Raw genomic sequence first — 26,135 nt, 5'->3', positions numbered from 1 at the left:
GAAAAAAGATTGTGTTTAACATACAAGACAATACTTCACTTTGTAAAAGATGGATATTCTTAGCAGTATGTGCCCTTGCTTGCTCTGGATTGTTGTCAATAATTGTTATTTTTTTACGATTGCCTTTTATCTCCTCTCTTGTTCCTTCTGCACAATATATCTTTGATAATGCGCTGGTGATACACGTGAACTTGTCAATTTTGGTGTGGATGTGCTCTATAATATCTCTGCTCTTTATCATAAACCTACAAAATACCAATAGTTGGTTTAACTTTTCATGGGTTCTATCAACCCTTTCGATGCTGCTCATGTTTATATCCGCATTCGTTCCAAACACTGAAGTTATCAAAAGTAACTATATTCCCGTGTTACAAAACAAATTATTCTTATTTGGTCTTGGTTTGTTTACCACCAGTATATTAGTAAATGCAATGCTAGCATACACATCAAAAAAAGAGGTTTCATTTCTCTCTGTGGGGCAAATTGGGCTGGTTATTATACTTGTTTCGTCATTTCTTTGCTTTGTTTTAGCATATCAAAATATGCCTCCAGGTCTATATCACTCAGATAAGAATTTATTTTACGAATATCTCTTTTGGGGAGGCGGACATTTATTGCAGTTTGCTTTTACTCAAGGAATGTTTTTAGTGTATTTAATAATCAGTGATGTTAGTTTAGCTTCAAGCAATAAAATTACTATTTTACCGCTGTTTATAAACACGATTTTGGCTATAGGTGCACCGTTTGTATATTTTGTTTATCCAATTGATAGCGCCAAGTTAATACAGTTTTTTACTTGGCATATGAGAATTGCTGGAGCAGTTTTGCCGTGCTTTTTGATAATATTAGTGTGCTGCAACATCAGGACTTTTACTAATGATAAAAGCAACTATTTATTACATTCATTTTTATTGTTCATTTATGGAGATGTGCTTGGAATGCTGACTATTGAAGGAAATGTCACCATTCCCGCTCATTATCATGGTTCTGTAGTTGGGATCACTATAGCTTTTATGAATTTCATTTATTGGCTGTTACCTAAATTAAACTTTCAAGAGGTAAAAAGTTCCATGGTAAGATTACAGATTTATGCGTACAGTGTGGGGCATTTTCTCCATATTACTGGACTTGTATGGCTTGGTGGATATGGTGCCTTAAGAAAAGTTGCAGATCTGCCAAGTATTTCATCAATGTTGGCACGTGCTTGTTTTATTGCGGGTGGAGCTATATCAGTTATTGGTGGAATGTTGTTCGTAATAATTGTGCTTTTACATCTGTTAAAAGGCAAAGCGCGTACCAACTAACCCATAGAAACGAAAAAACTTACTTTACAAACTCCTCCAGGCCCCTTATTGTAGTATTAAGGGTATTTATGACTCATTGTTTTTGACCTGCAGGCTCAATGACAAAATTCAGTAAAAAACTCAGGGTATTTATTGGCGGATTACATAAAATTATAGCGGTTGCATGTCTTTTTTATTTTTTCTACATTCAGTCAAATCGCGCTTATTTTAAGCGTTAGCACATTATTACAGCGCCAGTTTAAATTATTATAGGGTCAAAACTCGCACCACGGGAGTTCTTTGCCTTTTTTTTCTGCCTGGTAAATTTCTTAATGTTTGTAGCTAAAGCAATTTAAGAGACCGAAAATGGTGTCATTCCAGCGCATGACGCTGGAATCTAGTCTTTATTATGCAGCCACTTATTTAAAGTTAAGTTTTCTGGATCCAAGTAGTCAGGGCACTGGAATAACAGGAGAAGGTACTACCCTGACAACCGTCATCCCGCTACGTGTTAGCGGGATCTATGTGAGATACCGCTGCAGTGTGACGGTTCGCGGCTGAATGACGATAACCTCGTTATTCCGCTACTCGTTAGCGCCGTGGCGGTATGACGTCTTATACCAATTCCCACTATACAAAGAACGGATAGACAATAATGGAAAAAAAGCCATACTAAAGTAAGTGAAGTAGCGAGGTATAAATGGCATTAAGATCAAAATTATTGGATGAAAAAGTAGTAGAATCAGCAAAAGAAATGCTGAAGAAAGTAAGGAACAATGCATATGTTTCAAAAAAACTAAATGCTGTAATTGCAGCAAAAAAGCACAGTATAGCGGCTGTAGCAAAAATATATTGCATTTCAAGAAGCGCACTAACTTCGTGGGTAAAACTCTTGAAATTTGGCAGAAAAGAAAAACTGTTTACTCCTCCACAACGGCGTAGAAAAACTAAATTAAATCAGGATCAACTACGGCAAATTGAAGAGTGGATAGAAGAAAATCCTAATATTACCATTAAAGAAATGAGAATAAGAATCCAGGAAAAGTTCGGATTAAATATCAGCAAATCTACAGTACACCGCTATATGCAAAAGATGAAATTCTCATATATTACACCCAGACCAGTTCATAATGGACAAGATAAAAGCAAACAAGAGGAATTCAAAAAAAAATCTCAATGGAGCTATTAGCAAGTATCCAGAAAAAGAGCTATTTTTCTTTGATGAATCAAGGTTTGGCACACATTCAAAGGTTGGACATGGGTGGTTTAAAAAGGGGATTAGAACACAGGTTAAAACAAAATTAGTTAGGCAAAATTTCTATCTCTATAGTGCGGTTAATCCTAGAAATGGAGAGAGTTCTAGCTTATTTGCACCAAATATCAACACTGATTGCATGAACATATTTCTTGAGCAGATGTCGCAATATCTAGAAACACGAGAGGCTTTTCTCGTTATGGACTGTGCTAGTTGGCATAGGTCAAAAAATTTAAAGGTACCTAAAAATATCGACATTATATACCTACCTACATATTCACCTGAGCTAAATCTTGTTGAGAGGCTTTGGTTATATATAAAACAGAACATTTTGCGCAATAAAATATACGATACAATTGCTCTGCTTTAGGGTGCTTTGTGCAAATTTATTACTTCTCTTGCCAGCTCCACAATTAAACAACTCTGCAATTTCTCCTATTTGACTGACCAACAATGATAATCGGTATAAGTCTGGATATTAAAGTGATGCCAAATTTTATTTCAAAAAGTAAATAATTTACTAACGCTCGTGCACAAATTAAAAATAAATTATGCACGAGTGTAGCATTGTGAATTAAGAATGCTATATTAAAGCTTACCTCACTATTAAAGCTATCGGTCAGATTAGGTTAAAAACCTAATCTGACCGGTTTCTCTATAACCCTCTAAACTCTGATATAATTATATGATAATTAGTTTAATTAGTGGTTAATATGCAAATTGATTTTATTCATATATTGAGATAGCATAACCCATATTGGTTTAAATTATTGTGCAACTTTATAAATCTTCACTGTTACTTCTACTGACTGTATTAATAGTTATAGTCCTAAAATTACCTGAAAATTTTAGCATTGCAGTAAATTGGTCTCTCCCAATTCTGGATTTTGATTTATCTTTTCATATCATACTAATATCTTTTTTATCAGTTGCATTTTTAGCTGTTCTACCAGCACAAAATTTGACTTTTTCAGAGATGCTATCTTTTGCTGCTTACACTATTAGTTCACTTTATGCAGTTTTATCTGAACATATGATATTGGTTATAATATTCTGTGAATTAATGACCGTCAGTGCATTTTTTACTATCGCAGCTGGCTGTAGAGATAGTGGACCTGCAATAAGGTACGCTTGTGTACACTTTTTCGTTGGAGTTATATTAACAGCAGGATTGGCACTGCAAAGTACTAACCTGATAATTTTAGGTTTATTGATAAACTGCGCTTGTTTCCCTTTTTCGTTTTGGGTTGTTGATGCATATCCTGCTGCATCGCTACATGGCACTACATATCTCTCTTTATTTACCACTAAAGTCTCTTTTTTAGTGATGCTTTTACACACTTATAACCTATGGCAAGATTGTACTGAAATATTAGCTCTTGTAGGCGCCATCACTGCAATTTACAGCATTATATTTGCTTCTCTTGAGCAAAATATTCGTAGATTTTTATGCTATAATATTGTAGGACAAATGGGCTTGCTGATTATTGCAGGAGGTTTACTCAGCCCTTCGGAAAAGGCAATACCAATTTTGATACTGCATATAATCTTCTCTCTTGTTTATCAATTATTATTGTTTGTGGTCAGCAATTCGATTATTTCACGAACAAAAACAATTAGTTTTAATGGAGTAGGTAAACTGATGTCAGTGGAAGGCATGTGTGCTATAATCGCAATACTTACAATGGCTGCATTTCCTGGAACCGCTGGATTTATCAGTAAATCATATATCACAGCTGAAATTGAAATGAACACTGTTGCCTTAAAAGGGTATAAAAATTTATATAAGGTTCTAAATTTGCTGCTTCATTTAAGCGTGGGGCTAAAGTTTCTTTATTACTTATTTATTGCAAAAAGTAAGTCAAAACCTTTAGCAGAGAGGGGGGGCAAAATGACTATGATCATTTTAGCATTTATATGCGTAATCACTGGCAATCCTTACTTACCTATTTACAATAAATCTTCGATTTTCGATTTTGTGTACAACACAAAAAATATTTTGTCGCAATTTAATTTGTTATTATGTACCACTTTATTGTTTATTCCTTTACGCAAGTTATTTTACCCGAGAATAAATTTTAAAATGGATGTTGATTGGACTTTTAGAGCTTTCATACCCTATATTGTCTTGCTGTTCAATCAGTTAGTCTCTAAAACTAGAGAAATGTTTGCCAGCATAGTGCAAAACTTGACTAATTCACTTGCTGGTTTATACTTTAATAATATTACTAAACTTAAAGAAGTGCTGGATTATAACTCAGTGAGTTTTGTTTCAGCTTCTTCTCTCTTTTTAATGAGTATTCTACTAACGCTATTATGTTTAAATCGTTAACTGAAAGTTTAAATTCTGTATTTAGTAAACTGAGAGGAAAGTCAATCATTTCTGAAGATGATTTTAATCTTGCCATGCGTGAAATACGTATAGCTTTAATTGAAGCTGACGTTTCACTTGAAGTTGCGAAAAAATTCATCAATGACATTAAAGATAAAGTGATTGGGGAAAAAGTCATAAAAAGTGTTTCTCCAGCACAAATGATAATTAAAATTGTGCAGGATAATTTAGTTGCAGTTCTCGGATCAGAGAAAAGTGACTTAAATCTAGCAGTTAAACCCCCTGCTGTGATTATGATGGTGGGCTTACAAGGTGCAGGTAAAACAACTACCTCAGGAAAGCTTGCTTTAAAGCTAAAAAAGCAAAATAAAAAAGTGATGCTTGCCTCTTTAGACATTTATAGGCCGGCTGCCCAGAAACAACTTGAGGTGCTGGGTAAACAAATAGACGTACAAACTTTATCTATAGTAATAAATGAGGGGCCTATTGCAATTACAAAAAGGGCACTGGCAACAGCAAAGAACGATAATTGTGATGTATTAATACTAGATACCGCAGGCAGGCTTCATATTGACAATAATATGATGAATGAGTTGAAAGCCGTAAAGGAAATAGCTTCACCTGCAGAAGTTATTTTAGTAGCCGACGCAATGATAGGCCAGGATGCGGTCAACATTGCCAAATCATTCAATGAGGCAATAGGTGTAACCGGCATTATTCTTACCCGTGTTGATGGTGATGCACGTGGTGGTGCTGCTCTTTCTATGAAAATGATCGCCGATTGTCCAATTAAATTTATTGCTTGTGGTGAAAAATTAAGTGACCTCGATGATTTTTACCCCGATAGGATTGCAAAAAGGATACTTAGCATGGGTGATGTTGTCTCATTGGTTGAAAAAGCTGCTGAGATTGTTGGTCAGGAAGAAATTGATAAGTTACAAAAGAAAGTAAAAAAGGGTAAATTCGACCTAAACGACCTAGTGGGAATGTTAAAAACTCTCAATAAAATGGATGGTATTAGCAACATAATGAAATTCATTCCTAGTTCATTCACAAAAAAGCTAAGTAGCAGTGTGCCAGATGACAATAAAGTGAAAAAATATATAGCTATCATAAACTCAATGACTGAAAAAGAAAGGCAAAATCCAGATATTTTAAATGGCAAAAGAAGGCTTAGAATTTCTAAGGGGTCCGGAACAAGTGTAACTGAAGTTAATCTTCTGATTAAGCAGTATAATCAAATGAGCTCTGTGGTAAATAAGTTCAGTAAAGTTGACCATAGTAAACTCAAAGAATCTGATTTGATGGATATGCTAAGCAGAAAGTAAGTCAGCAGGTAGTGGAATGAGACGATTGTCAGTAAACCTTTAGCTATATCAAAAGTCGCTTAGGTCTCGCAAAAAAATTTACAGCTTCTTGCTAGCCAAGAAATTTATTATTAATTTTAGGAAATACTATAGCTAACCCAAGAAAGGTTTCCCTACGTCATACCGCCGCGGTATCTCATACCAATTCTCATTGTTGGTCAGTCAAATAGGAGAAATTGCAGAGTTGTTTAATTGTGGAGCTGGCAAGAGAAGTAATAAATTTGCACAAAGCACCCTAAAGCAGAGCAATTGTATCGTATATTTTATTGCGCAAAATGTTCTGTTTTATATATAACCAAAGCCTCTCAACAAGATTTAGCTCAGGTGAATATGTAGGTAGGTATATAATGTCGATATTTTTAGGTACCTTTAAATTTTTTGACCTATGCCAACTAGCACAGTCCATAACGAGAAAAGCCTCTCGTGTTTCTAGATATTGCGACATCTGCTCAAGAAATATGTTCATGCAATCAGTGTTGACATTTGGTGCAAATAAGCTAGAACTCTCTCCATTTCTAGGATTAACCGCACTATAGAGATAGAAATTTTGCCTAACTAATTTTGTTTTAACCTGTGTTCTAATCCCCTTTTTAAACCACCCATGTCCAACCTTTGAATGTGTGCCAAACCTTGATTCATCAAAGAAAAATAGCTCTTTTTCTGGATACTTGCTAATAGCTCCATTGAGATTTTTTTTTGAATTCCTCTTGTTTGCTTTTATCTTGTCCATTATGAACTGGTCTGGGTGTAATATATGAGAATTTCATCTTTTGCATATAGCGGTGTACTGTAGATTTGCTGATATTTAATCCGAACTTTTCCTGGATTCTTATTCTCATTTCTTTAATGGTAATATTAGGATTTTCTTCTATCCACTCTTCAATTTGCCGTAGTTGATCCTGATTTAATTTAGTTTTTCTACGCCGTTGTGGAGGAGTAAACAGTTTTTCTTTTCTGCCAAATTTCAAGAGTTTTACCCACGAAGTTAGTGCGCTTCTTGAAATGCAATATATTTTTGCTACAGCCGCTATACTGTGCTTTTTTGCTGCAATTACAGCATTTAGTTTTTTTGAAACATATGCATTGTTCCTTACTTTCTTCAGCATTTCTTTTGCTGATTCTACTACTTTTTCATCCAATAATTTTGATCTTAATGCCATTTATACCTCGCTACTTCACTTACTTTAGTATGGCTTTTTTCCCATTATTGTCTATCCGTTCTTTGTATAGTGGGAATTGGTATTACTTACACATTACTTTCATTGATTCATAAAATGAGAACTAAAAAAGAACAGCCTGCTGAAATTACTGGTGTTTCAGGAGATAAAGTTTCAGAAGATGAAGGGTATAGCAGTGTTGATGAAGGTGAAGAAAAAGATACAGAAATATCCGCAAAAGAACCAGAAAGAACTGAAACTGAGTTAGAAGAAGAAATAATAAGGAAAAGAGCACAAGAAGAAATGAAAAATGGACTACCTGAACATATGGATTTCAAAGGTAATTCACTTTCTAAAAGCGCTGATACTAAAGATAGTCATTCCGTTTCTAGTGCTACAAATATTGTTATGGAACCTTTACCTAAACACATGGATGCGCTTGGTAATTCACTTCCTGAAAGACCAAGTGCAAATATTAGTATAGAATCTAAACCTGAGAGAAAACTATCTGCTGCAGAGTGGCTATCACGGTATGGGAGTATAACCAATAATTCAATGAGAATGCCAGAGCGGCTAACTATGGAAGATATTGTTAACCAACGTGGTTAGAGTTTATATCAAACTCTCCATCTTATATTGAGAATCAGATGCAATGCCATACACTCTATTTGGCGGAGCAATTTTGTTCTCTATACCAAAAACTATACCTTCAATTATTGCTGTGAGTACTTTTTCAAGGTTACAGTCTGCTCCAGGAACACGGTGCTCTAGGCGGCATCTTTTGGAATCGTTGCCAAAATAGGGAATTCTTATCGCAGCAGTTCTGTTATTTACTCCCCAACTAATTGTAGTTGGAGTATGAATATCCGGGTACTGAAATCTTAAATATGAATCATCATTTGGAGCAAAGAACAACATATGTTTTTTCATCATTGCACATAATCCACCAATACTATGAATCAAATAATCACTATACTTTTGCTCATTGATATAAAATAAGTTATCGTTATTTGAATTCACTAAATTAACATGCACATTTAATGCACTGCCTGCTCTATCCAAATAGGGCTTTGCTTTAAAAGAAACATTCCCGCCTAGTTTTTGTACTGTTTCAGTAAGTAATTGTTTCGCTAACTCAAAATGCTTAATTAAATTGTCGGAGTTCGTATAACAACCACTTTTTATCTCATATTGATGTGTAGAATTCTCCTTCTCGCAAGAAAATTCAAGAGATGCTATTTTATTTTTGATGCTACTCAGAAATAAATATTCTTTTTCTATTCCTTCAATGTAAAACTCTAGTTCAATACCGAATACAGCATGACAACTCAAATTATTTAATATAATCATAAATTTGCTTCAGTAAATCTATATTAGGTTAGCTATATTTATATGAATACTTTACTTATTTGCCAGTAAATTTAACATCTTATTTATACATAATGTATTACTATTTTTAATAGCATGCTTCTAATCCTCGATACAAGCGACATTTATAAATTTTTCATTTTTTTGAAATAAAAATGATCAATTTTAGTGTTTTTATACCCTTTACAACCCATCAAAAAATCACCATAATTTTTAGTATGTATTAAGTAGTATTAGCTTTTCATTTTGCAGTAAGCTATTGATTATCTTATATTTTTCTAATTGTTGCTTTTTTCTTGGTATGGTATATGAACTTAACTAGCCCTAAGGTTTCTACTATGTTTTTTGATCAGATTATTACAGTAACGGATCACAATGTTACTTGGGAAAAAATCCAAAATTGTCTTTATAATCTTTATGGAGAAGCAACATATAACAGCTGGCTGAGTTCGCTAAAATTTGTCAGTAGCAGAAATGGGGAAGTTCTTTTATCCGTGTCAACAAGGTTTATAAAAGAGTGGATTACAGTTCATTACATGAAAAAAATATTATCATTATGGCAAAGCGAAGATAAAAGCATACGTTCTATTGATATTCAAGTAATTGAGGAAAGGAATTCAAATTTTAATTTTATACTAAAAAACAGAGAGGAAAGTAATCATAATCTTGGTTCGCCGCTGGATCCAAGGTTCACCTTTGATAATTTTGTAGTGGGAAAGCCAAATGAATTAGCATTTACGGCGGCAAAGCGTGTGGCAGAATCTATAGATCCAATATTAGGCAGCAATCCTTTGTTTCTATATGGTGGAGTGGGACTTGGTAAAACACATCTAATGCATGCTATAGCTTGGCACATAGTCAATTCCCCATCAGAAAAAAGAAAAGTAGTATATTTATCAGCAGAGAAATTCATGTACCAATATATTACAGCGCTGCGAAGCAAAGATATTATGTTATTTAAAGAGCAATTTAGATCAGTAGATGTATTGATGGTAGATGATGTGCAATTTATCAGTGGTAAAGATAGTACACAAGAAGAATTTTTTCACACTTTCAATGCATTGATAGACCAAAATAAGCAATTGGTTATATCAGCTGATAGGTCTCCTAGTGATCTTGATGGAGTGGAAGAAAGAATAAGATCACGACTCGGTTGGGGGTTGGTGGCAGATATTAATGAAACAACTTTTGAATTAAGGCTTGGTATATTGCAGGCAAAAGTGGAGCAGATGAATATGTATGTTCCGAAAGATGTCCTAGAGTTTTTAGCAAGGAACATAAAATCTAATATAAGAGAATTAGAAGGAGCATTAAATAAGGTTACCCATACCTCATTAATTGGAAGAAGTATGACGGTAGAATCAGCTAGTGAAACCCTAATCGATCTTCTTAGGTCAAATCATAGGTCAATCACAATAGAAGAAATACAAAAGAAAGTAGCTGAATTTTTCAATATAAAGGTTGCAGATATGCAATCCAATAGAAGACTTCGCAGTCTTGCAAGGCCAAGACAAATAGCTATGTATTTTGCCAAAAAATTTACGCAAAAAAGCCTACCAGATATTGGGAGAAACTTTGGTGGCAGAGACCATGCTACCGTTATACATGCAGTAAAACAAGTAGAAAATTTTATAAAGACCGACTCAAAATTTGCTGATGAAATCAATCGATTAAAAAAAATGTTTAAGTAGCGTTGTTAAAATAGCTAATAACAAGTCCTAAAATGAATCGACTATAGTTTTAATCCGTTTAAGTTTAAAATCTTCTGTTAGCTTTGCAGAATACATTTCCTTATTGTGTTGATTATAGAAGGTAAATTTGTGATCATCTAAGTTTAGTATTGCAAAGCCAAAACCGAAAAAGTTTCTAACCTCGTGTGCTAAGTAGTTTCTACCATTTGAATAGTCAAATTCTACATTTTGATAAACAGGCTCTTGATCTTGAGCGTGTAATAATGCACCACCGTTTCCAACTATAATCTGGTCTGGAACATTATCCATTAATAAAATCTGGGCTATATGAATGTGGCCAGAAACTATTGTAGTGACATTGCTTGGAAATTTATCTCCAAAAGCTTCAATTTGTGTAAGATTACCATGGCTTTTTAATGTCAAAAATTCTTTTTTTGGAGATCTCCAAAGCGGTTTATGAGTTAAAAACCACGTGGGCTTGTCTTGTATCAATTTATCAAATTGCCTTTCAAAAGCATCAATTGTGCTTTGGGTTGTAAAAATATCCTCACCGGATGAAGAGTCGAAGATAAAAAATTTCATCGGTCCAGCATCTAAGGACCAACTAGAAACGAAGTTTCCACATTTTTCAGACGAAAAGGGGTATGAATCTAGATACCTGAACCATCCTTCATAAGCTCTATTACAACTCTCATGGTTTCCACGAACAAAAAGGAAAGGGGATTGTAATGAAATATCCTTTGCAGGCTCAAACCAATCAGCGTACCAAGCTTTTTTATTATATCCATAAATATTGCCACACTTTTTTGTATTTCTACATTTTGTTTGTCTATAATGATAATCACCAACATGGATAATTAAATCTGGTTTATGAAGGGCGATTGAATCTAAATTTTTTTTTAAAGGCCAGCTATCTACCGAATTACATTCCTGCTGAAATAACATATTTATTCTACAACCCGTGTCACCAATAAAAGCAATTTTATTAACCTTTTCTGGTAATATAGGAACTCGTAGATCCTCAATACTAATGTTTTTGGCACTTGTTTGTACTGTCAGTTCACAAACTGTTTCGTTATGATCACCATTGTTAATTGAGCTGCGATTCAGCATTTCTATTTCCTCGCCATCGACATAAACAATGGGACACATGTCATTGTCTATAATTGCACGTATGCTTAATTTATTTTCTGGAATAACTTGAGACCATGTGTATAATATTTGTGCATGGACAGAATGAAAGCTGGTTATAAGAGATAGAGCTAAAAGAATAAAGATATTAGCTACATTCATTTGTATAAAAACTTAAGTTAAAAATTAGTAGTAAGGTTATCTTAAATGATTAAAATTTATAATCACAAAATTCATAATCAAATTATACAAGTAATTTCTAAATTATTCTAGTATCAGATTGACACTCTAGATGAAAAATTCTAAAATGATTAAATAATTTAAAATAATTATATAAGAACTAGAATATAGTGCGGCCGTGGTGGAATTGGTAGACACGCAGCGTTGAGGTCGCTGTGGCTCATAAGGCCTTGGAAGTTCAAGTCTTCTCGGCCGCACCAGTTTTTTTCATAGCTGCTTAATATGGGTAAAAATGTTTATAGGAAATCAGAGTGGCAATAAGGTAGAAAGAGCTATCAGCGAAATCAGGCGCGGCCGGCCAATTGTAATATATGATAAAAGTAATTACCTATTGTTTGCTGCTGCTGAAGCTTTAGAAAGAGATTTATTTAATCAATACAAGCTTATATCAAGTAATGTATATGTTACTTTAACTTCAAGTAAGGTAAAATACATATCTCAGAATAAAGAACATAACAGCAAACGTCTGTTGGTGAATAATTTTGATGAACTGCTCCATTTAATAAACTGTTCAAAGGAAGATTGCATAAGAGAGTTGCAATGCTCAAAGACAATAGATGAATGTGCTATTGCCTTGCTTAAGTTCTCAGAATTATTGCCATACGCGTTAGTGGCTGATATGACTTTTGAGAATAACCATGAAATGCGAAATTGGTGCGAGAAAAATGACGTTATTGCACTGGACACGTCATTCATAAATAATTTTCAAGAAAATCAGGATGTATATGAAGTGTGCAAAACATCATTATTTTTAAAACAGACTCAAGAAGTAAATATCATATCTTATAGAACAGAAAGTGGTGGAAGAGAACATCATGCAATTATCATTGGCAATCCAGATAAAGATGGCGAACCATTAGTAAGAATTCATTCTTCGTGCTATACGGGTGACTTGTTAGATAGCTTATCATGCGATTGCAGAAGTCAGTTACATCAAGCAATTCAAATGATAGCTGACTCTGGAAGTGGTATTATATTGTATTTGATGCAAGATGGAAGAGGCATTGGTTTAACTAATAAGTTAAGAGCGTACAGTGTGCAAAGAGGACATAATCTTGATACTGTTGATGCAAACAGAATATTAGGTTTTGAAGATGATGAAAGGAGTTTTGCTGTTGCAGCTAAAATGCTTAAGAAATTGAACATTAACAAAATCCAATTACTTACAAACAATGATAGGAAATTGTCAGAATTGGAAAGTAGTGGTATAGGAGTTACAAAGTGTCTACCACTTATTGTGGAACGTAATGAATATAACGATTCATATATGGAGACAAAGTTTGGTAAGCTAGGCCATAGATTAAGAGTTTTTTAGCTTTTTTGTTATAACTACTTTGTTAATTTGCTATGTTTATTAACATAAGTTAAGATTTTTAGGAATACTACAATGCTAAGGTTTTTTAAGCGAGAAAAAAATACTGAATCCTTAGATAAGGATATAGATTGGAATTCAAACCGCTACAGCACAGTTATTGCTCAAAGGAATATTCTACTTTTATTTGCATTAATATTATTAGCAACGATCTCTATCAGCATATTAGTCATATTTAAAATTAGCACAAGTAGCACTATTGAGCCATTTGTTATAGAAATTGACAAGAAATCAGGAATAGTGCAATTGGTTGATCCTGTCACAGTAAAACAATATTCTGCAAATGAAGCGCTAAACGATTATTTTATTTCAGAGTATATAAAAGCAAGGGAGGTTTTTGATCCATATCATTATAATTATAACTATTATACAAAGGTGAGGTTGTTTTCCTCACCTAATGTGTATAATGAATTTAGAAATTATGTAGGATCACAGAATATGGATGATCTTTTTAATTTGTACTCAGATACCAAAAGTGAATTTAAAATTCGCTCAATTCAAAAATTGGGTAACGATGCTCTTCAGGTGAGGTTTTTTGTGGAATTTATACGGAAAGATGGAAGTTCCACAAGAAAAAATAAGATAGTTATTATGTCATATAGATATGCATCGCTTGAAATGGATGATCAGCAAAGATATATTAACCCATTAGGATTTCAAGTTATTTCATATAGAGTAGATGATGAATATGTATAGGATATTATTAGTTTTAGCTTTACTTGTAAGTGGCAATTTAAACGCATCCATTAATTATAATGAGCCTATTTCTGTAGATAGTAGAATAAAGACTTTTGTGTATAGCCCTAATGAAGTATTTACGGTGGTTTTTAGTCAGGGTTACTATTCTTATATTGAATTTGCGGAAGGAGAAAAAGTTAAAAATATCGCTGTTGGTGATGCATCAAGTTGGAAAATTAATCCTTATGACAATAAATTGCTTATCATGCCATTTGAAGTTAGTAGTCGCACTAACATGATTATTACAACAACTAAAAAAAGAAATTACATTTTTGATTTAATCTCAAGGCCAAACTACGATAAATACCCAGATACTGATGCTAAGAAAGTGGGTCACGATTATTCTGCTGAAAAGGATATATCTTACGTAGTACGTTTTTATTATCCTCAAGAAGAAGGTGAATTTGATGTTGATTTAGATGAGGTTTCTTTACCTACTCAAATGCAATATACTACAGACAAGCCAGAAAAAATAATACAAGAAAATGATACGAAGTACAATTATACATATATTGATGAAGGTGGTAATGCGGATATAGTTCCGATTGAGCTATTTGATGATGGTTATTTAACCTATTTAAAATTTAGAAATAATAATAAAATACCTCAGATTTTTGTAGAAGAGGAGGATAAACCTTGTAAAAGGCTGTTATTTGATGATTATGTTATAATAAAAGGAGTACATAAAAAGCTATTTATGCGTTATGAAGATGGTGAAGTTGAAATTATAAATAGGTCACTTTAGCTGTGGTATATGCAATATGAATAAAGAAAGGCGTAACAATTCAGAAGATGAATCAGAAATAGAGAACAAGGTAGTAACAGTTGGCTCTAATCAAGGTCATAGGGCATTGATGGTCATTATTTTAGTGCTTCTGGTTGGTGGAGTGTATTATCTCTATTTTAGTCCTTCTCATAAAGAGGGTTCAGAAGTTATTAAAAAAGAGGAAACAAAGCAAAATGTTCAAGAATTGAAGGGAAAGTTGGAACAAGTTCCAGATAATGTAATGGTTCCTGAAAGAATAATAACTGATCCCTTACCACCCTTACCACCCTTACCTCCTCTTCCTACACCACCAATCATACCAGAAATAAAACAAATTGGAAAAGAAGAAGAGAAACCAAAAGAAACTCCTGTGTCAAATATACCTATTTTGCCAAAGCAAAATTTTCCTTCTAGTAATGTTATGGGCAATTTACCTACCTCGTTTCCTACAATAGGGGGTAGCGGTTATCCTAGAGACAGACGTAGTGCACAAATGTTAACAATTTCAAGTGATGGTAGAGAGAATAAGGCTGCTGATGCTATTTTATCTGACACTTCAGCACAATCGAGCAAAGCTACCAGAGTAGGAAAGCTTGGTTTAATGGTTACTCAAGGTAAAATTATTGATGCTGTTCTTGAAACTGCAATAAACTCTGATCTGCAAGGAATGCTGCGTGCTATGGTGAGTAGAGATGTTTATGCAGAAACTGGTGATACAGTTTTAATACCTAAAGGCTCAAGATTGATAGGCAGTTATTCATTTGACTCGAATGTCGCAAGAGCTCGTGTAAATATAAGCTGGAGTAGGGTCATTCTTCCTCATGGAATAGATATTGCTATCTCATCACTTAGTACTGACGAGCTTGGTAGAGCAGGGATAGCAGGAATAGTTGATAATAAAATAGTAAGTGCATTATTCTCTTCAGTGGCACTTGCTGGTGTTTCAATTGGTTCAGCTGTTGTAGGACAAAAGGCCTCTAATCTTATTGGTACGCTAACTCCTATGGATGCGGTGAGATCCATCACTGTAACTGAAATAGATTTTTCTTCATTCAAAGATGTTATTGGTGAAGCAGCAAAGGATAAATCTAGTGATAAATGGAAACTGGGCCTTGTAGCTATTGGAGAAATTCGTAATGCTAAAAATGAGCAAGATTTGCTGAAAATAATGAAAAAGGAAATAGCAAAAGCGCTAGAAATTGAGGAAGACAAGGTGACTATAAGCCTGGAAAATGTAAATCAACTGTTACAACAATTTCAAAGAAAAAGCAAGTCTGTTTATGATGAAGCAATCGGGAAGTCAATCAATGATTTTTCTAAAGACATGCGAGATATAGTGGGCAGATATACAGATAAAAAACCAACTATTTATGTCAATCAAGGCACCGCATTGAAAGTATTTGTTAACCAAGATATAGTATTTCCTTCACAGGCAATATTAAATCAATGAAATGAATTATGCTGCACTTGATACATATTTGGAGCCATTACAAGGCATATTTCAAGAAGAAGGCGTAAATGAAATATCAATAAATAAGCCAAAGGAAGTATGGATTGAAAATCGCGGTGAAATAAGGTGTGAAAAATTAGAAGTATTCGATCTTAACCATTTGAAATCTCTTGGCAGACTGATTGCTCAAGCTACAGAACAAAAACTTAGCGAAGAAGCACCGTTACTTTCGGCAACATTACCAAATGGTTATCGTATACAGATAGTATTTCCACCAGCATGTGAACCTGATAAAGTAGTCATGTCGATTCGTAAGCCTTCTAGCATGCAATTAGCACTCGATGATTACGAAAAAATGGGGGCTTTTTCTGAAACTGTTACAGAAGCAACTGATAATCCAGTTGACCGTCATTTGGATTTACTGTTAAGGCAAAAAAAAATAAAAGAGTTTTTAGAATACGCTGTAATAAGTAAGAAAAATATTATAATTAGCGGTGGAACTTCCACTGGTAAGACTACTTTTACTAATGCTACTTTGCGTGCTATTCCAACTGAGGAAAGAATTATTACTGTTGAGGATGCAAGGGAAATCGTTTTGAACGATCATCCAAATAGAGTGCATCTGATTGCCTCCAAAGGAGGGCAGGGCAGAGCAAAAGTAACCACTCAAGATTTGATAGAGGCGTGCTTACGTTTAAGGCCAGACAGAATAATAGTTGGTGAGCTCCGTGGAGCGGAAGCTTTTAGTTTTCTTAGGGCGATAAATACTGGTCACCCTGGATCAATATCAACCCTTCATGCGGATAGTCCAACAATGGCCCTTGAGCAAATAAAATTGATGGTTATGCAGGCAAATCTTGGCATTCCTCCAGACCAAATTATACCATACATTAGAAATGTGATTGATATTGTTATTCAGCTAAAAAGAACCGGTGGGGGCAAAAGAAGCATTTCTGAGATATTATTTACTAGATCTGCGAGCGAAAATGCTTAAATTTATACATAAGTTAAAAAAGAGTAGTTTATGAGTAATGGAAATCACCTACGTAATATTCTAATAGGAGGTGTAGTAGCTTTTAGCGTACTTGAGTTTTGCTTCTATCTATCTGGTATATTGTTCTTTCTATTAGTTGACGGTCCGGATGCTGTGGATTTTAAGGCAATTAATCCTAGTTTGACGCCTTTCCCTCAAGCTCTTTGGCCAACGATTTTTGATCATATACAATATTGTTGGCACCACCCAGAGTTATATAGCCTTGAGCTCAAATTTAAATTAATTCTATCTTCTACAATGCCTATTGTTGTTTTAATGATTATCTTATGGAATTTAAGAGAAAGGATAATTGAGTGGCGACCATTTAAAAAGAAAGAATCACTTCATGGAGACTCGCAGTGGGCATCAGAGAAAGACATACGAAAAGCAGGATTAAGAAGCAAAAAGGGATTATTGCTTGGTAAAGATAAAAGAGGATACTTTATTGCTGATGGGTTTCAGCATGCATTGTTATTTGCACCTACAGGTTCTGGTAAGGGTGTTGGCTTTGTAATTCCTAATTTATTATTTTGGACTGACTCGGTAATTGTACACGACATAAAATTAGAAAACTATGAAATAACAAGTGGTTGGCGAGAACGACAAGGACAAAAAGTATACGTATGGAATCCAGCGCAGCCAGATGGAATAAGTCACTGTTACAATCCATTACAATGGATTAGTAAAAAACCTGGGCAGATGGTTGACGATGTGCAGAAAATAGCTAACCTAATCATGCCTGAACAAGACTTTTGGCAAAATGAAGCAAGAAGCTTATTTGTTGGAGTGGTATTATACTTACTTGCTGCACCAGAGAAAGTTAAATCTTTTGGTGAAGTTGTGCGTACGATGCGTAGTGATGACGTAGTTTATAATCTTGCTGTTGCTCTTGATACAATGGGTAAAATAATACACCCTGTAGCATATATGAATATTGCAGCTTTTTTACAAAAAGCTGATAAAGAAAGATCGGGTGTTGTATCAACTATGAACTCATCGCTTGAATTATGGGCAAACCCATTGATTGATACTGCAACTGCGTCAAGTGATTTTAATATTTTAGATTTTAAAAAGAAGAAAACTACAGTTTATGTTGGTTTAACTCCTGACAATTTGACTAGGCTCAGGCCTTTAATGCAAGTTTTTTACCAACAGGCAACTGAGTTTTTATGTAGAAAATTGCCATCGGATGACGAGCCTTATGGCGTATTGTTTTTAATGGATGAGTTTCCTACACTTGGAAAAATGGAGCAATTTCAAACAGGTATTGCATATTTTCGTGGTTATCGAGTTAGGTTATTCTTAATTGTTCAAGATACTGAGCAGCTCAAAGGAATATACGAAGAAGCAGGAATGAACTCCTTTTTGTCAAACTCAACTTACAGAATAACTTTTGCAGCCAATAATATTGAAACAGCTAATTTAATATCACAACTTATAGGAAACAAAACTGTACAACAAGAATCGTTGAATAAGCCTAAATTTTTAGATTTAAATCCTGCTTCAAGGTCATTACATATCTCTGAAACACAGAGAGCATTGCTATTGCCTCAAGAAGTTATTATGTTGCCACGCGACGATCAGATAATTTTAATAGAGTCGACTTACCCAATTAAATCAAAGAAAATTTTGTACTATAGTGATAGCACCTTCACAAAAAGACTGCTCAAGCAAACTCGTGTGCCTACACAAGAACCATATGACCCAAACAAAGTTCTTTCTGCTGCTGCGAGCAAAGATAAGATTAATAACGAGGGGAATAATGCTCTTGAGGGACCTAACGCTGCTGATTATCCTGTTGAAACTAAAACAGAAGATGCAGTGTATGATGAATCAGATGAATTTGCAGACGAAGATATTGATGATGAAGATATTGACGATAAGTTTGAAGATGATGATGACGGGTTTGATGACGAAGAAGAGGAGGATGAATTTGAAGATGAGGATATTGACGATAAATTAAAAAGTGATCAAAAATAAAGGTTAACTTTGCCTATTTTTAGCTCAGAAAAGTGCAAGTTATGCAAATAATTAGGTTTTTCATATTAAGCCATTTTTAATTAATTAGTATTAGATTAGCTATTTTAACTAGGGAAGTAGTAATGATTAGTAAAAAAACATTAGCGGTTACAGCACTTGCTTTGCTGTTGTCACAACAATCTTTTGCAAGTGAAACAGAAGGGTTTTACTTTGGCAGTGGGTATTATGGTCAATTTTTTAATAGTACGGGTGAACTAAAAACAAGCACTACAGGTATCAAAAATTTGTCTATAAATGACAGGAGTGCTCAGAATACAGAAGGTCAATTACTAAGTAAGTATAAAGGAGATTACAATCCACCTTTTGCTGCAAATGTGGCACTTGGTTACACAGGAGAATTGGGTAACAACAGCTATAGGGCTGAATTGGAAGGGATGTATTCTTCTGTAAAAGTGGATAATATTGGTTTAGCAAGCAGTCAAATGACTGCGTCATACGTAAAAGTAGTTGGAGAGAAAAATAGTGCAGAAGAAAAACATTTATATGGTGCTATAGTGAATCATGACCAAATTGAGAACATATCTGTAATGGCAAATGTTTATCATCATTGGAAAAGTGACCGTTTCTCTTTTTCTCCTTACGTTGGTATTGGAATCGGTGCAACAAGAATGACGATGTTTGAAAAACCGTCAATAAGACCCGCAGGTCAATTAAAAGCTGGCCTTGATTATCGCATAAATGAAGATGTAAATATGCATATCGGATATAGAGGTTTTGGTGTTATGGGTAACAATTTTACATTTCAAGCAATGCAGAAAGAAGTAAAAAAAGCAGATGGTACATCTAGTATTATTGATGAAAAAGATGCACTAAAAGAGAATATAAATGTAGGTAATCAACTATTTCACACACACGGCATAGAGGCTGGCCTTACTTTCCACTTTGCCAGCAAAGCCTAAATATATTGCCCTTTTAAAAAATGCATGGCTAACCAAAACCGTTCCTGTTATCCTATGGCTTGACCATAGGATCTAGTTAAATATAGATCCCAGTGTCACGCACTGGGATGACATAGGATAATATGGGATGAAGGAGATAATACAAGAAAACATTAGCTATGTTTTTTGCATAACAATGCACCTCTTCATTCCTGCCAAATCATGTACATATTCCTGAAAAGCTAATTTGTATGAGGGTATTATTTTGTCAATATCATTTTGATCTTCACCTATCTCCAATATCGCAAACCCATTTTTTTTAAGGCACTTTTTCAATATTGGAAAAATACTCAAGTAACAGTTTAAACCATCAATTCCACCATCAAGAGCAATTCTTGGTTCCTTTTGCACTTCGGCTTGCAGGTCTTTCAATTTGCTTCTTTTAATATATGGAGGATTACTGATTATAAGATCGAATGAACCTCTGCACTCTGTCCATGAGCTTGGAAATATTTTGGCTCTGCTGAGAAGATCATGTTTCTTTGTGTTCTGATAGGCAACTTTGTATGCTTCCAAGCTTTTTTCAAAACCGATCCCAACGGCATTTTCATACTCACTAAGTACGGATATCAATAAACAACCTGTGCCTGTACCAAAATCTGCAATTTTTAGTCTCTGCTTTTTATTTGGGTAATATTTTAACACCGTTGAGATTAGTGTTTCACTATCTGGTCTTGGATCCAAAACATGCTGGTTAACTATAAAATTTTTACTCCAGAATTCACGATTACCTATTATTTGCGATATTGGATATCTTTCCGCTCTTTTTTTTGTTAATTTCCAAAATAAAAGTTCTTTCTCCATCGGCACTTGATCAGCATGGTTCATAATTATGAATGATCTTTCCACTCCAAGTACGTGCTGCATGATGATTTCACAATCTAAATGTGGTGATTCAACTTTATATGACGATAATAACTCCGATCCTTCTTGAATTAAAGTGCTGATTGTTTTCATTATTCTAAAAATGTGTTCCTTTCAGCCATAAACGATGAGTATATATAGCTAACTTAAATAAGGCTTACCTTCTCTGTCATCCTATGGCTTGACCATAAGATCTAGTTAAAAAAAATTCTAGATTCCAGTGTCAGCTACTTGCATGACACCATTTGCTATGTGGATTACCTTAGCCTAGAATAACTGCATCAGATCCCAGCGTCAAGCACTGGGATGACACCCTACTTAACCGTCATACCGCCGCGGTATCTCTAGATCCCGCTAACACGTAGCGGGATGAAGGTTTTCAGGGTAGTACCTTCTCCTGTCATCCCAGTGCCCAGACTACTTGGATCCAGAAAACTTAACTTTAAATAAGTGGCTGCATAATAAAGACTAGATTCCAGCGTCACGCGCTGGAATGACACCATTTTCGGTCTCTTAAATTGCTTTAGCTACAAACATTAAGAAATTTACCAAATAAAAAAAGGCAAAGAACTCCCGTGGTGCGAGTTTTGACTCTCTAATACTTTAAATTGGCGCTGTAATAATGTGCTGACGCTTAGTTTAAGCGCGGTTTGGCTGAATGTAGAAAAAATTTAAAAGACATACAGCCGCTATAATTTTATGTAATCCGCCAAAAAATACCCTAAGTTTTTTACTGAATTTTGTCATTGAGCCTGCAGGTCAAAAACAAGTTTTGAGTCATAAATACCCTTATTGTCATAATAAGGGGGCTGGCGGAGTTTGTCAAGTAAGTTTTTTCGTTTCTATTCCCAATAAAAGTTTGTATGCAATAACACAGAAACATATGCTGCTATTCCTTCATTTCTTCCAATAGAACCTAATTTTTCTGCAGTGGTTGCTTTGATATTTACAAATTCATCATCAATTTCTAATGCTTTTGATATGAATTTCTTCATTTCTACTTTGTAAGGCGATATTTTAGGCTCCTCACAAACTATAGTAATATCTAAATTAGACACGCTGTACCCTTTTTCCTTTGCTTTTTTAGCAGCAAAGTCAAGAAAGTGAGATGAATTGCAATCTTTCCATTCAGAGGAACTAGGAGGAAAGTGCTCTCCTATGTCGCCACATCCCAGTGCTCCGAGTATTGCATCAACGATTGCATGTATTGCAACATCACCATCAGAGTGCGCTTCTATTGCCATGTTGTGTTCAATTTTCACACCGCAAATTTTTATAAAGCTCTCAGCACCATTTTGAACTTTAATGAACTTATGTATATCATAACCAGTTCCGACACGAAATTTTGGCTCTTCAAAGAGAAGCTTTGCCATATTGATATCCTCTTTTGTGGTTAACTTAAAATTGCTTTTCTCACCTTTAATAATCGCAACATGTTTTTTGTGCTCTACCATTAGTGATGAATCGTCAGTAAATTCTTTGTCTGATTGATGGCACGATAATAATTCTTTGAAATTAAAAATTTGAGGAGTTTGTATGGCTCTGAGTTTTCCTCTTGAAATCGTAGATTCAACGAAATTATTACCCACCAATGACATAGTGTCTTCGACTTCTATTGCTGGTACTACTCCTGTATATTGATCATTAATCATGGACTGAGCCAAGTTATCTATCAGAACATCTGACACAAAAGGCCTACAAGCATCGTGTATAACTACAAAATCTGGATTAACTTTTTGTAAGCTTTTAAGCCCTAGTTTAACTGAATTTTGCCTGTTTTCTCCTCCGTATACAGGGCTTAGTAATTTAGTGTCTGTAATTAATGATATAGCTTTCTCATAGAAATTTTCATGGTCTCTATTAATTGCTATTCTTATGTAATCTATATATTGGTTAGCCAGAAATCTTTTAATTGCATGAAATAAAACAGATTTACCTGCAAGTTTTGTATACTGCTTAGGAATTGTGTTACTGCATCTACTGCCTACTCCTGCTGCAACTATTAATGCTGCTATTTTGTATTTCTTAAGTCTGTTAGTGTGCATATTTATCATTTTCAGCGTAAGTGTATAGTAACAAGTTATTTACAGTTTGAAAAAAAGAGTGTATCATCTTAATTAAGATATAATACGATGCTAGAATGCACATTACTAAGTGTAATAAAGAAAATGAGATACACCTTATATTCTTTCATGGAATAGGGGATAACTATAAAAGTGCTCACAATTATGTACAAGGTTTAAATGGATCAAATAATAACCATGCACATAAGTATCCAAGCGCATTTCAGAACTACATAACTTATGCTGCAGTTAGCTTTTTGTTCCTCGTGGCATCTGTATCAGCGCCCATTGCAATATTATTACTTATAAGCCCCATAACAGCTGGAGTAGTTGGTTTAGCAAGCTTAGCTGCTCTAACTTGCATTTTTTTATCCGTAATGCTTATTTTTATTCCCTTTATAAATAGAGATCAAAGTTTGCTTAAACCTTCGATAGAAGAAATCAATGAATTAATGGACAAGGGTGTGAGACCTGAAAACATTATACTTTTTGGCCATTCCTTTGGAGGAGCAGTTGCATCGGCAGTTTTGAAGCACTTTGCAGACAAAAACGTTAAACTTGGAGGTGTTATTGTTACTAGCACTTTCAGCTCTTTTCATACAGCAATAGGGCATTTTCCGATCCCTCAAGCAAAAATTTTAAGTATGTTGCCCTCATCCATTTTAAAAAAATTGCTAAAGGCTTTAGATCTAGATTTTGATCTAGTGAACGATATACGAAAGTTGCGAGATGAGGGAAAATTGAATATGCCAATAATAGTTATTAATAACAAAGGAGATCACTTAATACCACAACCTGCACAATTGGCGCACGCAATAGAAAATGATAAATTGATATGTGAAAAATTGATCAAGACTGTTAATTCGAAAAGGTATGAAGATGATCTACATAACGGAGTTTTATCTAGTTGGGAATTGGGTGAAAATTTGATTGACCTAATACTTAATAAAATTGATAAAACAATGAATAGATAGTATTTACAATAAACTGTATATTTTTCAGTAAATTGACTATGCTAAACGCATGCAAAAACGTCATATAACTATTTGTTTTATACTGCTTTTTATAATAGGGATGTTATTCCTGATGCGTCCTATGATTTTTCCATGTTTAATGTCTATTGTTATTGCATATTTGTTTAATCCGCTAGTAGTCAAGTTTGAAAAGTATAGAATACCGCGTTCATGTTCTGTAATTTTTATAATACTTGTTTTATTAATAGCTTTTATACTAGTTATAACATTTGTTTTACCTATTATATATGTTCAAATTACTTCAATATTAAATTTCTTAGTGAGTAAAGTGCCTTCATTAAAACTTAAAGTAATCCCCTCTGTATTAGAATTTCTTAATATAAAAATCGAGGATAGCTTATTTGATCACTTATCTAAAAATCTAGCAGAAAATTACAGCGACTATGTATCTTGTTTCATAAATGCTCTTGATATTGCTAGTAACTTTATAATCCAAGTGTTAAGTTCAAGCTTTAGCTTGATTCACACGGTATCATTAATGGTGATTACTCCTGTAGTGTTTTTCTATATATTACGTGATTGGCCTTTAATTATAGAAAAAGCTAATAAATTAATTCCTGTTTCTTATAGAGAAAAAGTTGCAAATTATTTTTCCAAAGTGGATTTCATCATATCTAATTATCTAAAGGGGCAGGTAAATGTATGTATTGTCATGATGGTCTTTTACTCTGTGAGCCTGAGCATAATCGGATTGAAACACTCTATTGTTATTGGAATTTTATCAGGAATATTAACGTTCATACCTTACGTAGGACCATTATTATATACCATTATTGGGTTTTTGAGCGCTATTACTCAATTTAGTGAATGGTTTGAAAGTGCTGCCGTTTTGCTATTATTTGGTATTGGACAATTAATAGATTCAAACATATTAGTTCCTTTATTAATAGGAAAAAAAGTTCATATACATCCAACTGTAATTATTCTGGGAATTACTATATGCGCTTCATATTTTGGATTTACAGGTATATTACTTTTTATTCCAATAATAGCAATGTTCAATGTATCAGTAGAATATGCAATCAATAAATATTTTAAAAGTGAGCTTTATAAAAACGGCTAACAGACCTTTTGCATAATCAATTTATGGTAAGAGGAGAAATGAGCCCAGAATACCTGAGATCTTTGAGGAGCGTAAGTAAATTTCTGCGCAAAAATTACTACCAGAAAGAGGTTACGTAAGAGGTTTAATGTGCAATTAAATTTATTTAACAACAATCAAGCTGATTATAGTCGGCAAAATTACATCATCTTAGATGAAAATAAGCACATATATAATTCAGTAATTGATGATTTATCTTGGAAATGTCTGATTCTTTTTGGACCTAAAAGCTCCGGTAAAACTCATCTTGCTCATATTTGGCAATCAATAAACGATGCAATTTTTATCAATGTGAATAACTTCGTAAGCGAGATTAGATATAGCGATGCTTTTATTTTAGAAGACGTACAAAACATTAAAGATGAAGCAATGTTATTACATTGTTACAACTACATGAAAGAAAGTGACAAGAGGCTGCTAATCACTTCTTCAATTTCACCAAAAAAGCTTAACTTCAAACTAAGAGATTTAAGTTCTCGAATATTATCAACTATCAGCGTAAAAATTTTGCCTGCAAGCGAAGAATTATTAAGAATCATGCTAATAAAACGATTTTCAGATAAACAGTTAAAAATTGATTTAAAAGTGATTAATTATATTTTAGCAAGAATAGAACGTTCTTTCTATAGCATTGATAAAATTATAGAGAAGATAGATAATGAATCTATAGGGTCAAATGTGACCGTTCCTTTTATTAGCACTTTATTTAAAAAAGATGCCATTTGATTTCTTCTTTTGTAAAGTACTCATTGTATATATTAAAAATTTATTAACACCTATAACACTAACGTAATTGAAATCTCTATCTGTCCATGTTAGAATTATAATAAATGTTATGTTATAATAAATATAGATAGATACAGCTAAGAAGTATTCTATATTTATAGTAGAGCTCACTTTATAAGGTGTTT

The 26,135-nt window shown here is 33.9% G+C and carries 19 protein-coding genes, 1 tRNA gene and 2 pseudogenes; 17 read left to right on the top strand and 5 right to left on the bottom strand.

Translation table 11 applies throughout. The features are described 5' to 3' along the window. Window positions 1-11: 11 nt before the first annotated feature. From OPR24_RS04560 to ffh, 4 genes and pseudogenes are all read left to right on the top strand, one after another. A complete protein-coding gene (locus OPR24_RS04560) occupies window positions 12-1,304 on the top strand; it encodes a cbb3-type cytochrome c oxidase subunit I (protein ID WP_458694314.1) in 1,293 nt (430 codons plus the stop codon). 679 nt (window positions 1,305-1,983) lie between these two features. After that, window positions 1,984-2,995, top strand: a pseudogene (locus tag OPR24_RS04555) (IS630 family transposase). A 315-nt stretch (window positions 2,996-3,310) separates the two neighbouring features. After that, entirely contained in the window at window positions 3,311-4,870 is a 1,560-nt protein-coding gene (locus tag OPR24_RS04550; RefSeq protein WP_265032834.1) for a proton-conducting transporter transmembrane domain-containing protein, read from the top strand. Further along, a complete protein-coding gene (gene ffh, locus OPR24_RS04545) occupies window positions 4,855-6,198 on the top strand; it encodes a signal recognition particle protein (protein ID WP_265032833.1) in 1,344 nt (447 codons plus the stop codon). The genes OPR24_RS04550 and ffh overlap by 16 nt, the downstream gene beginning before the upstream one ends. A 187-nt stretch (window positions 6,199-6,385) precedes the next feature. On the opposite strand, the pseudogene OPR24_RS04540 reads toward ffh, so the two are convergent. Further along, a pseudogene (locus tag OPR24_RS04540) lies at window positions 6,386-7,397 on the bottom strand (IS630 family transposase). 69 nt (window positions 7,398-7,466) lie between these two features. Here OPR24_RS04540 and OPR24_RS04535 point away from each other — a divergent pair. Continuing rightward, window positions 7,467-8,003 carry a hypothetical protein gene (locus OPR24_RS04535; RefSeq protein WP_265032832.1) on the top strand — a complete coding sequence of 179 codons (537 nt, stop codon included), beginning with the start codon at window positions 7,467-7,469 and terminating at the stop codon, window positions 8,001-8,003. Window positions 8,004-8,006: 3 nt separating this feature from the next. Here the strand turns inward: OPR24_RS04535 and OPR24_RS04530 are convergent, their stop codons facing one another. Next, window positions 8,007-8,744, bottom strand: a complete 738-nt coding sequence (locus OPR24_RS04530; RefSeq protein WP_265032830.1) for a type I glutamate--ammonia ligase — start codon at window positions 8,742-8,744, stop codon at window positions 8,007-8,009. Between the two features lie 326 nt (window positions 8,745-9,070). On the opposite strand from OPR24_RS04530, the gene dnaA reads away from it, so the two are divergent. Then, the gene (gene dnaA / locus OPR24_RS04525) at window positions 9,071-10,453 is read left to right on the top strand and encodes a chromosomal replication initiator protein DnaA (RefSeq protein WP_265032828.1); all 1,383 of its coding nucleotides are present in this window, start codon (window positions 9,071-9,073) and stop codon (window positions 10,451-10,453) included. A 27-nt stretch (window positions 10,454-10,480) separates the two neighbouring features. Here the strand turns inward: dnaA and OPR24_RS04520 are convergent, their stop codons facing one another. Continuing rightward, window positions 10,481-11,746, bottom strand: a complete 1,266-nt coding sequence (locus OPR24_RS04520) for a metallophosphoesterase family protein (protein WP_265032826.1) — start codon at window positions 11,744-11,746, stop codon at window positions 10,481-10,483. A gap of 190 nt (window positions 11,747-11,936) precedes the next feature. On the opposite strand from OPR24_RS04520, the gene OPR24_RS04515 reads away from it, so the two are divergent. From OPR24_RS04515 to OPR24_RS04480, 8 genes are all read left to right on the top strand, one after another. Beyond that, window positions 11,937-12,024, top strand: a tRNA-Leu gene (locus tag OPR24_RS04515). A 32-nt stretch (window positions 12,025-12,056) separates the two neighbouring features. Next, a complete protein-coding gene (locus OPR24_RS04510) occupies window positions 12,057-13,139 on the top strand; it encodes a GTP cyclohydrolase II (protein WP_265032824.1) in 1,083 nt (360 codons plus the stop codon). A gap of 72 nt (window positions 13,140-13,211) precedes the next feature. Next, window positions 13,212-13,892 carry a VirB8 family type IV secretion system protein gene (locus tag OPR24_RS04505; RefSeq protein WP_264731475.1) on the top strand — a complete coding sequence of 227 codons (681 nt, stop codon included), beginning with the start codon at window positions 13,212-13,214 and terminating at the stop codon, window positions 13,890-13,892. Then, the gene (gene virB9 / locus OPR24_RS04500; protein WP_250295789.1) at window positions 13,879-14,679 is read left to right on the top strand and encodes a P-type conjugative transfer protein VirB9; all 801 of its coding nucleotides are present in this window, start codon (window positions 13,879-13,881) and stop codon (window positions 14,677-14,679) included. The genes OPR24_RS04505 and virB9 overlap by 14 nt, the downstream gene beginning before the upstream one ends. Before the next feature lie 16 nt (window positions 14,680-14,695). Further along, complete coding sequence (locus OPR24_RS04495) at window positions 14,696-16,150, top strand: TraB/TrbI/VirB10 family type IV secretion system protein (protein ID WP_265032823.1); 1,455 nt, start codon at window positions 14,696-14,698, stop codon at window positions 16,148-16,150. Between the two features lies 1 nt (window position 16,151). Then, window positions 16,152-17,144, top strand: coding sequence for a P-type DNA transfer ATPase VirB11 (gene virB11, locus OPR24_RS04490; protein WP_253309358.1), 993 nt, complete (start codon window positions 16,152-16,154; stop codon window positions 17,142-17,144). 30 nt (window positions 17,145-17,174) lie between these two features. Beyond that, window positions 17,175-19,163 (top strand): type IV secretory system conjugative DNA transfer family protein, encoded by a 1,989-nt coding sequence (locus OPR24_RS04485; protein ID WP_265032822.1) that lies wholly within the window; start codon window positions 17,175-17,177, stop codon window positions 19,161-19,163. Between the two features lie 122 nt (window positions 19,164-19,285). Further along, window positions 19,286-20,122, top strand: a complete 837-nt coding sequence (locus OPR24_RS04480; RefSeq protein ID WP_265032820.1) for a P44/Msp2 family outer membrane protein — start codon at window positions 19,286-19,288, stop codon at window positions 20,120-20,122. A gap of 156 nt (window positions 20,123-20,278) precedes the next feature. On the opposite strand, the gene prmC is transcribed toward OPR24_RS04480, so the two are convergent. Both prmC and ispD read right to left on the bottom strand, forming a co-directional pair. Then, window positions 20,279-21,118 carry a peptide chain release factor N(5)-glutamine methyltransferase gene (gene prmC, locus OPR24_RS04475; protein ID WP_265032818.1) on the bottom strand — a complete coding sequence of 280 codons (840 nt, stop codon included), beginning with the start codon at window positions 21,116-21,118 and terminating at the stop codon, window positions 20,279-20,281. 749 nt (window positions 21,119-21,867) lie between these two features. Next, window positions 21,868-23,079: a 2-C-methyl-D-erythritol 4-phosphate cytidylyltransferase gene (ispD, locus tag OPR24_RS04470; RefSeq protein WP_264328838.1), complete on the bottom strand. Its 1,212-nt coding sequence runs from the start codon at window positions 23,077-23,079 to the stop codon at window positions 21,868-21,870. Between the two features lie 86 nt (window positions 23,080-23,165). Here ispD and OPR24_RS04465 point away from each other — a divergent pair, with 86 nt between their 5' ends. The 3 genes from OPR24_RS04465 (at window position 23,166) to OPR24_RS04455 (ending at window position 25,950) form a co-directional block, all read left to right on the top strand. Then, window positions 23,166-24,062 (top strand): PGAP1-like alpha/beta domain-containing protein, encoded by an 897-nt coding sequence (locus OPR24_RS04465; RefSeq protein ID WP_265032816.1) that lies wholly within the window; start codon window positions 23,166-23,168, stop codon window positions 24,060-24,062. A gap of 49 nt (window positions 24,063-24,111) precedes the next feature. After that, complete coding sequence (locus OPR24_RS04460; RefSeq protein ID WP_320157116.1) at window positions 24,112-25,185, top strand: AI-2E family transporter; 1,074 nt, start codon at window positions 24,112-24,114, stop codon at window positions 25,183-25,185. Between the two features lie 129 nt (window positions 25,186-25,314). Then, complete coding sequence (locus tag OPR24_RS04455; protein ID WP_265032815.1) at window positions 25,315-25,950, top strand: DnaA ATPase domain-containing protein; 636 nt, start codon at window positions 25,315-25,317, stop codon at window positions 25,948-25,950. Window positions 25,951-26,135: the final 185 nt, after the last annotated feature.

It is taken from the genome of Wolbachia endosymbiont (group A) of Sicus ferrugineus, from assembly GCF_947251515.1.
In the GTDB taxonomy this organism is placed as follows: domain Bacteria; phylum Pseudomonadota; class Alphaproteobacteria; order Rickettsiales; family Anaplasmataceae; genus Wolbachia.
Note: the sequence above shows the minus strand (reverse complement) of the source record. Positions and strands in the feature narration are given on the sequence as shown.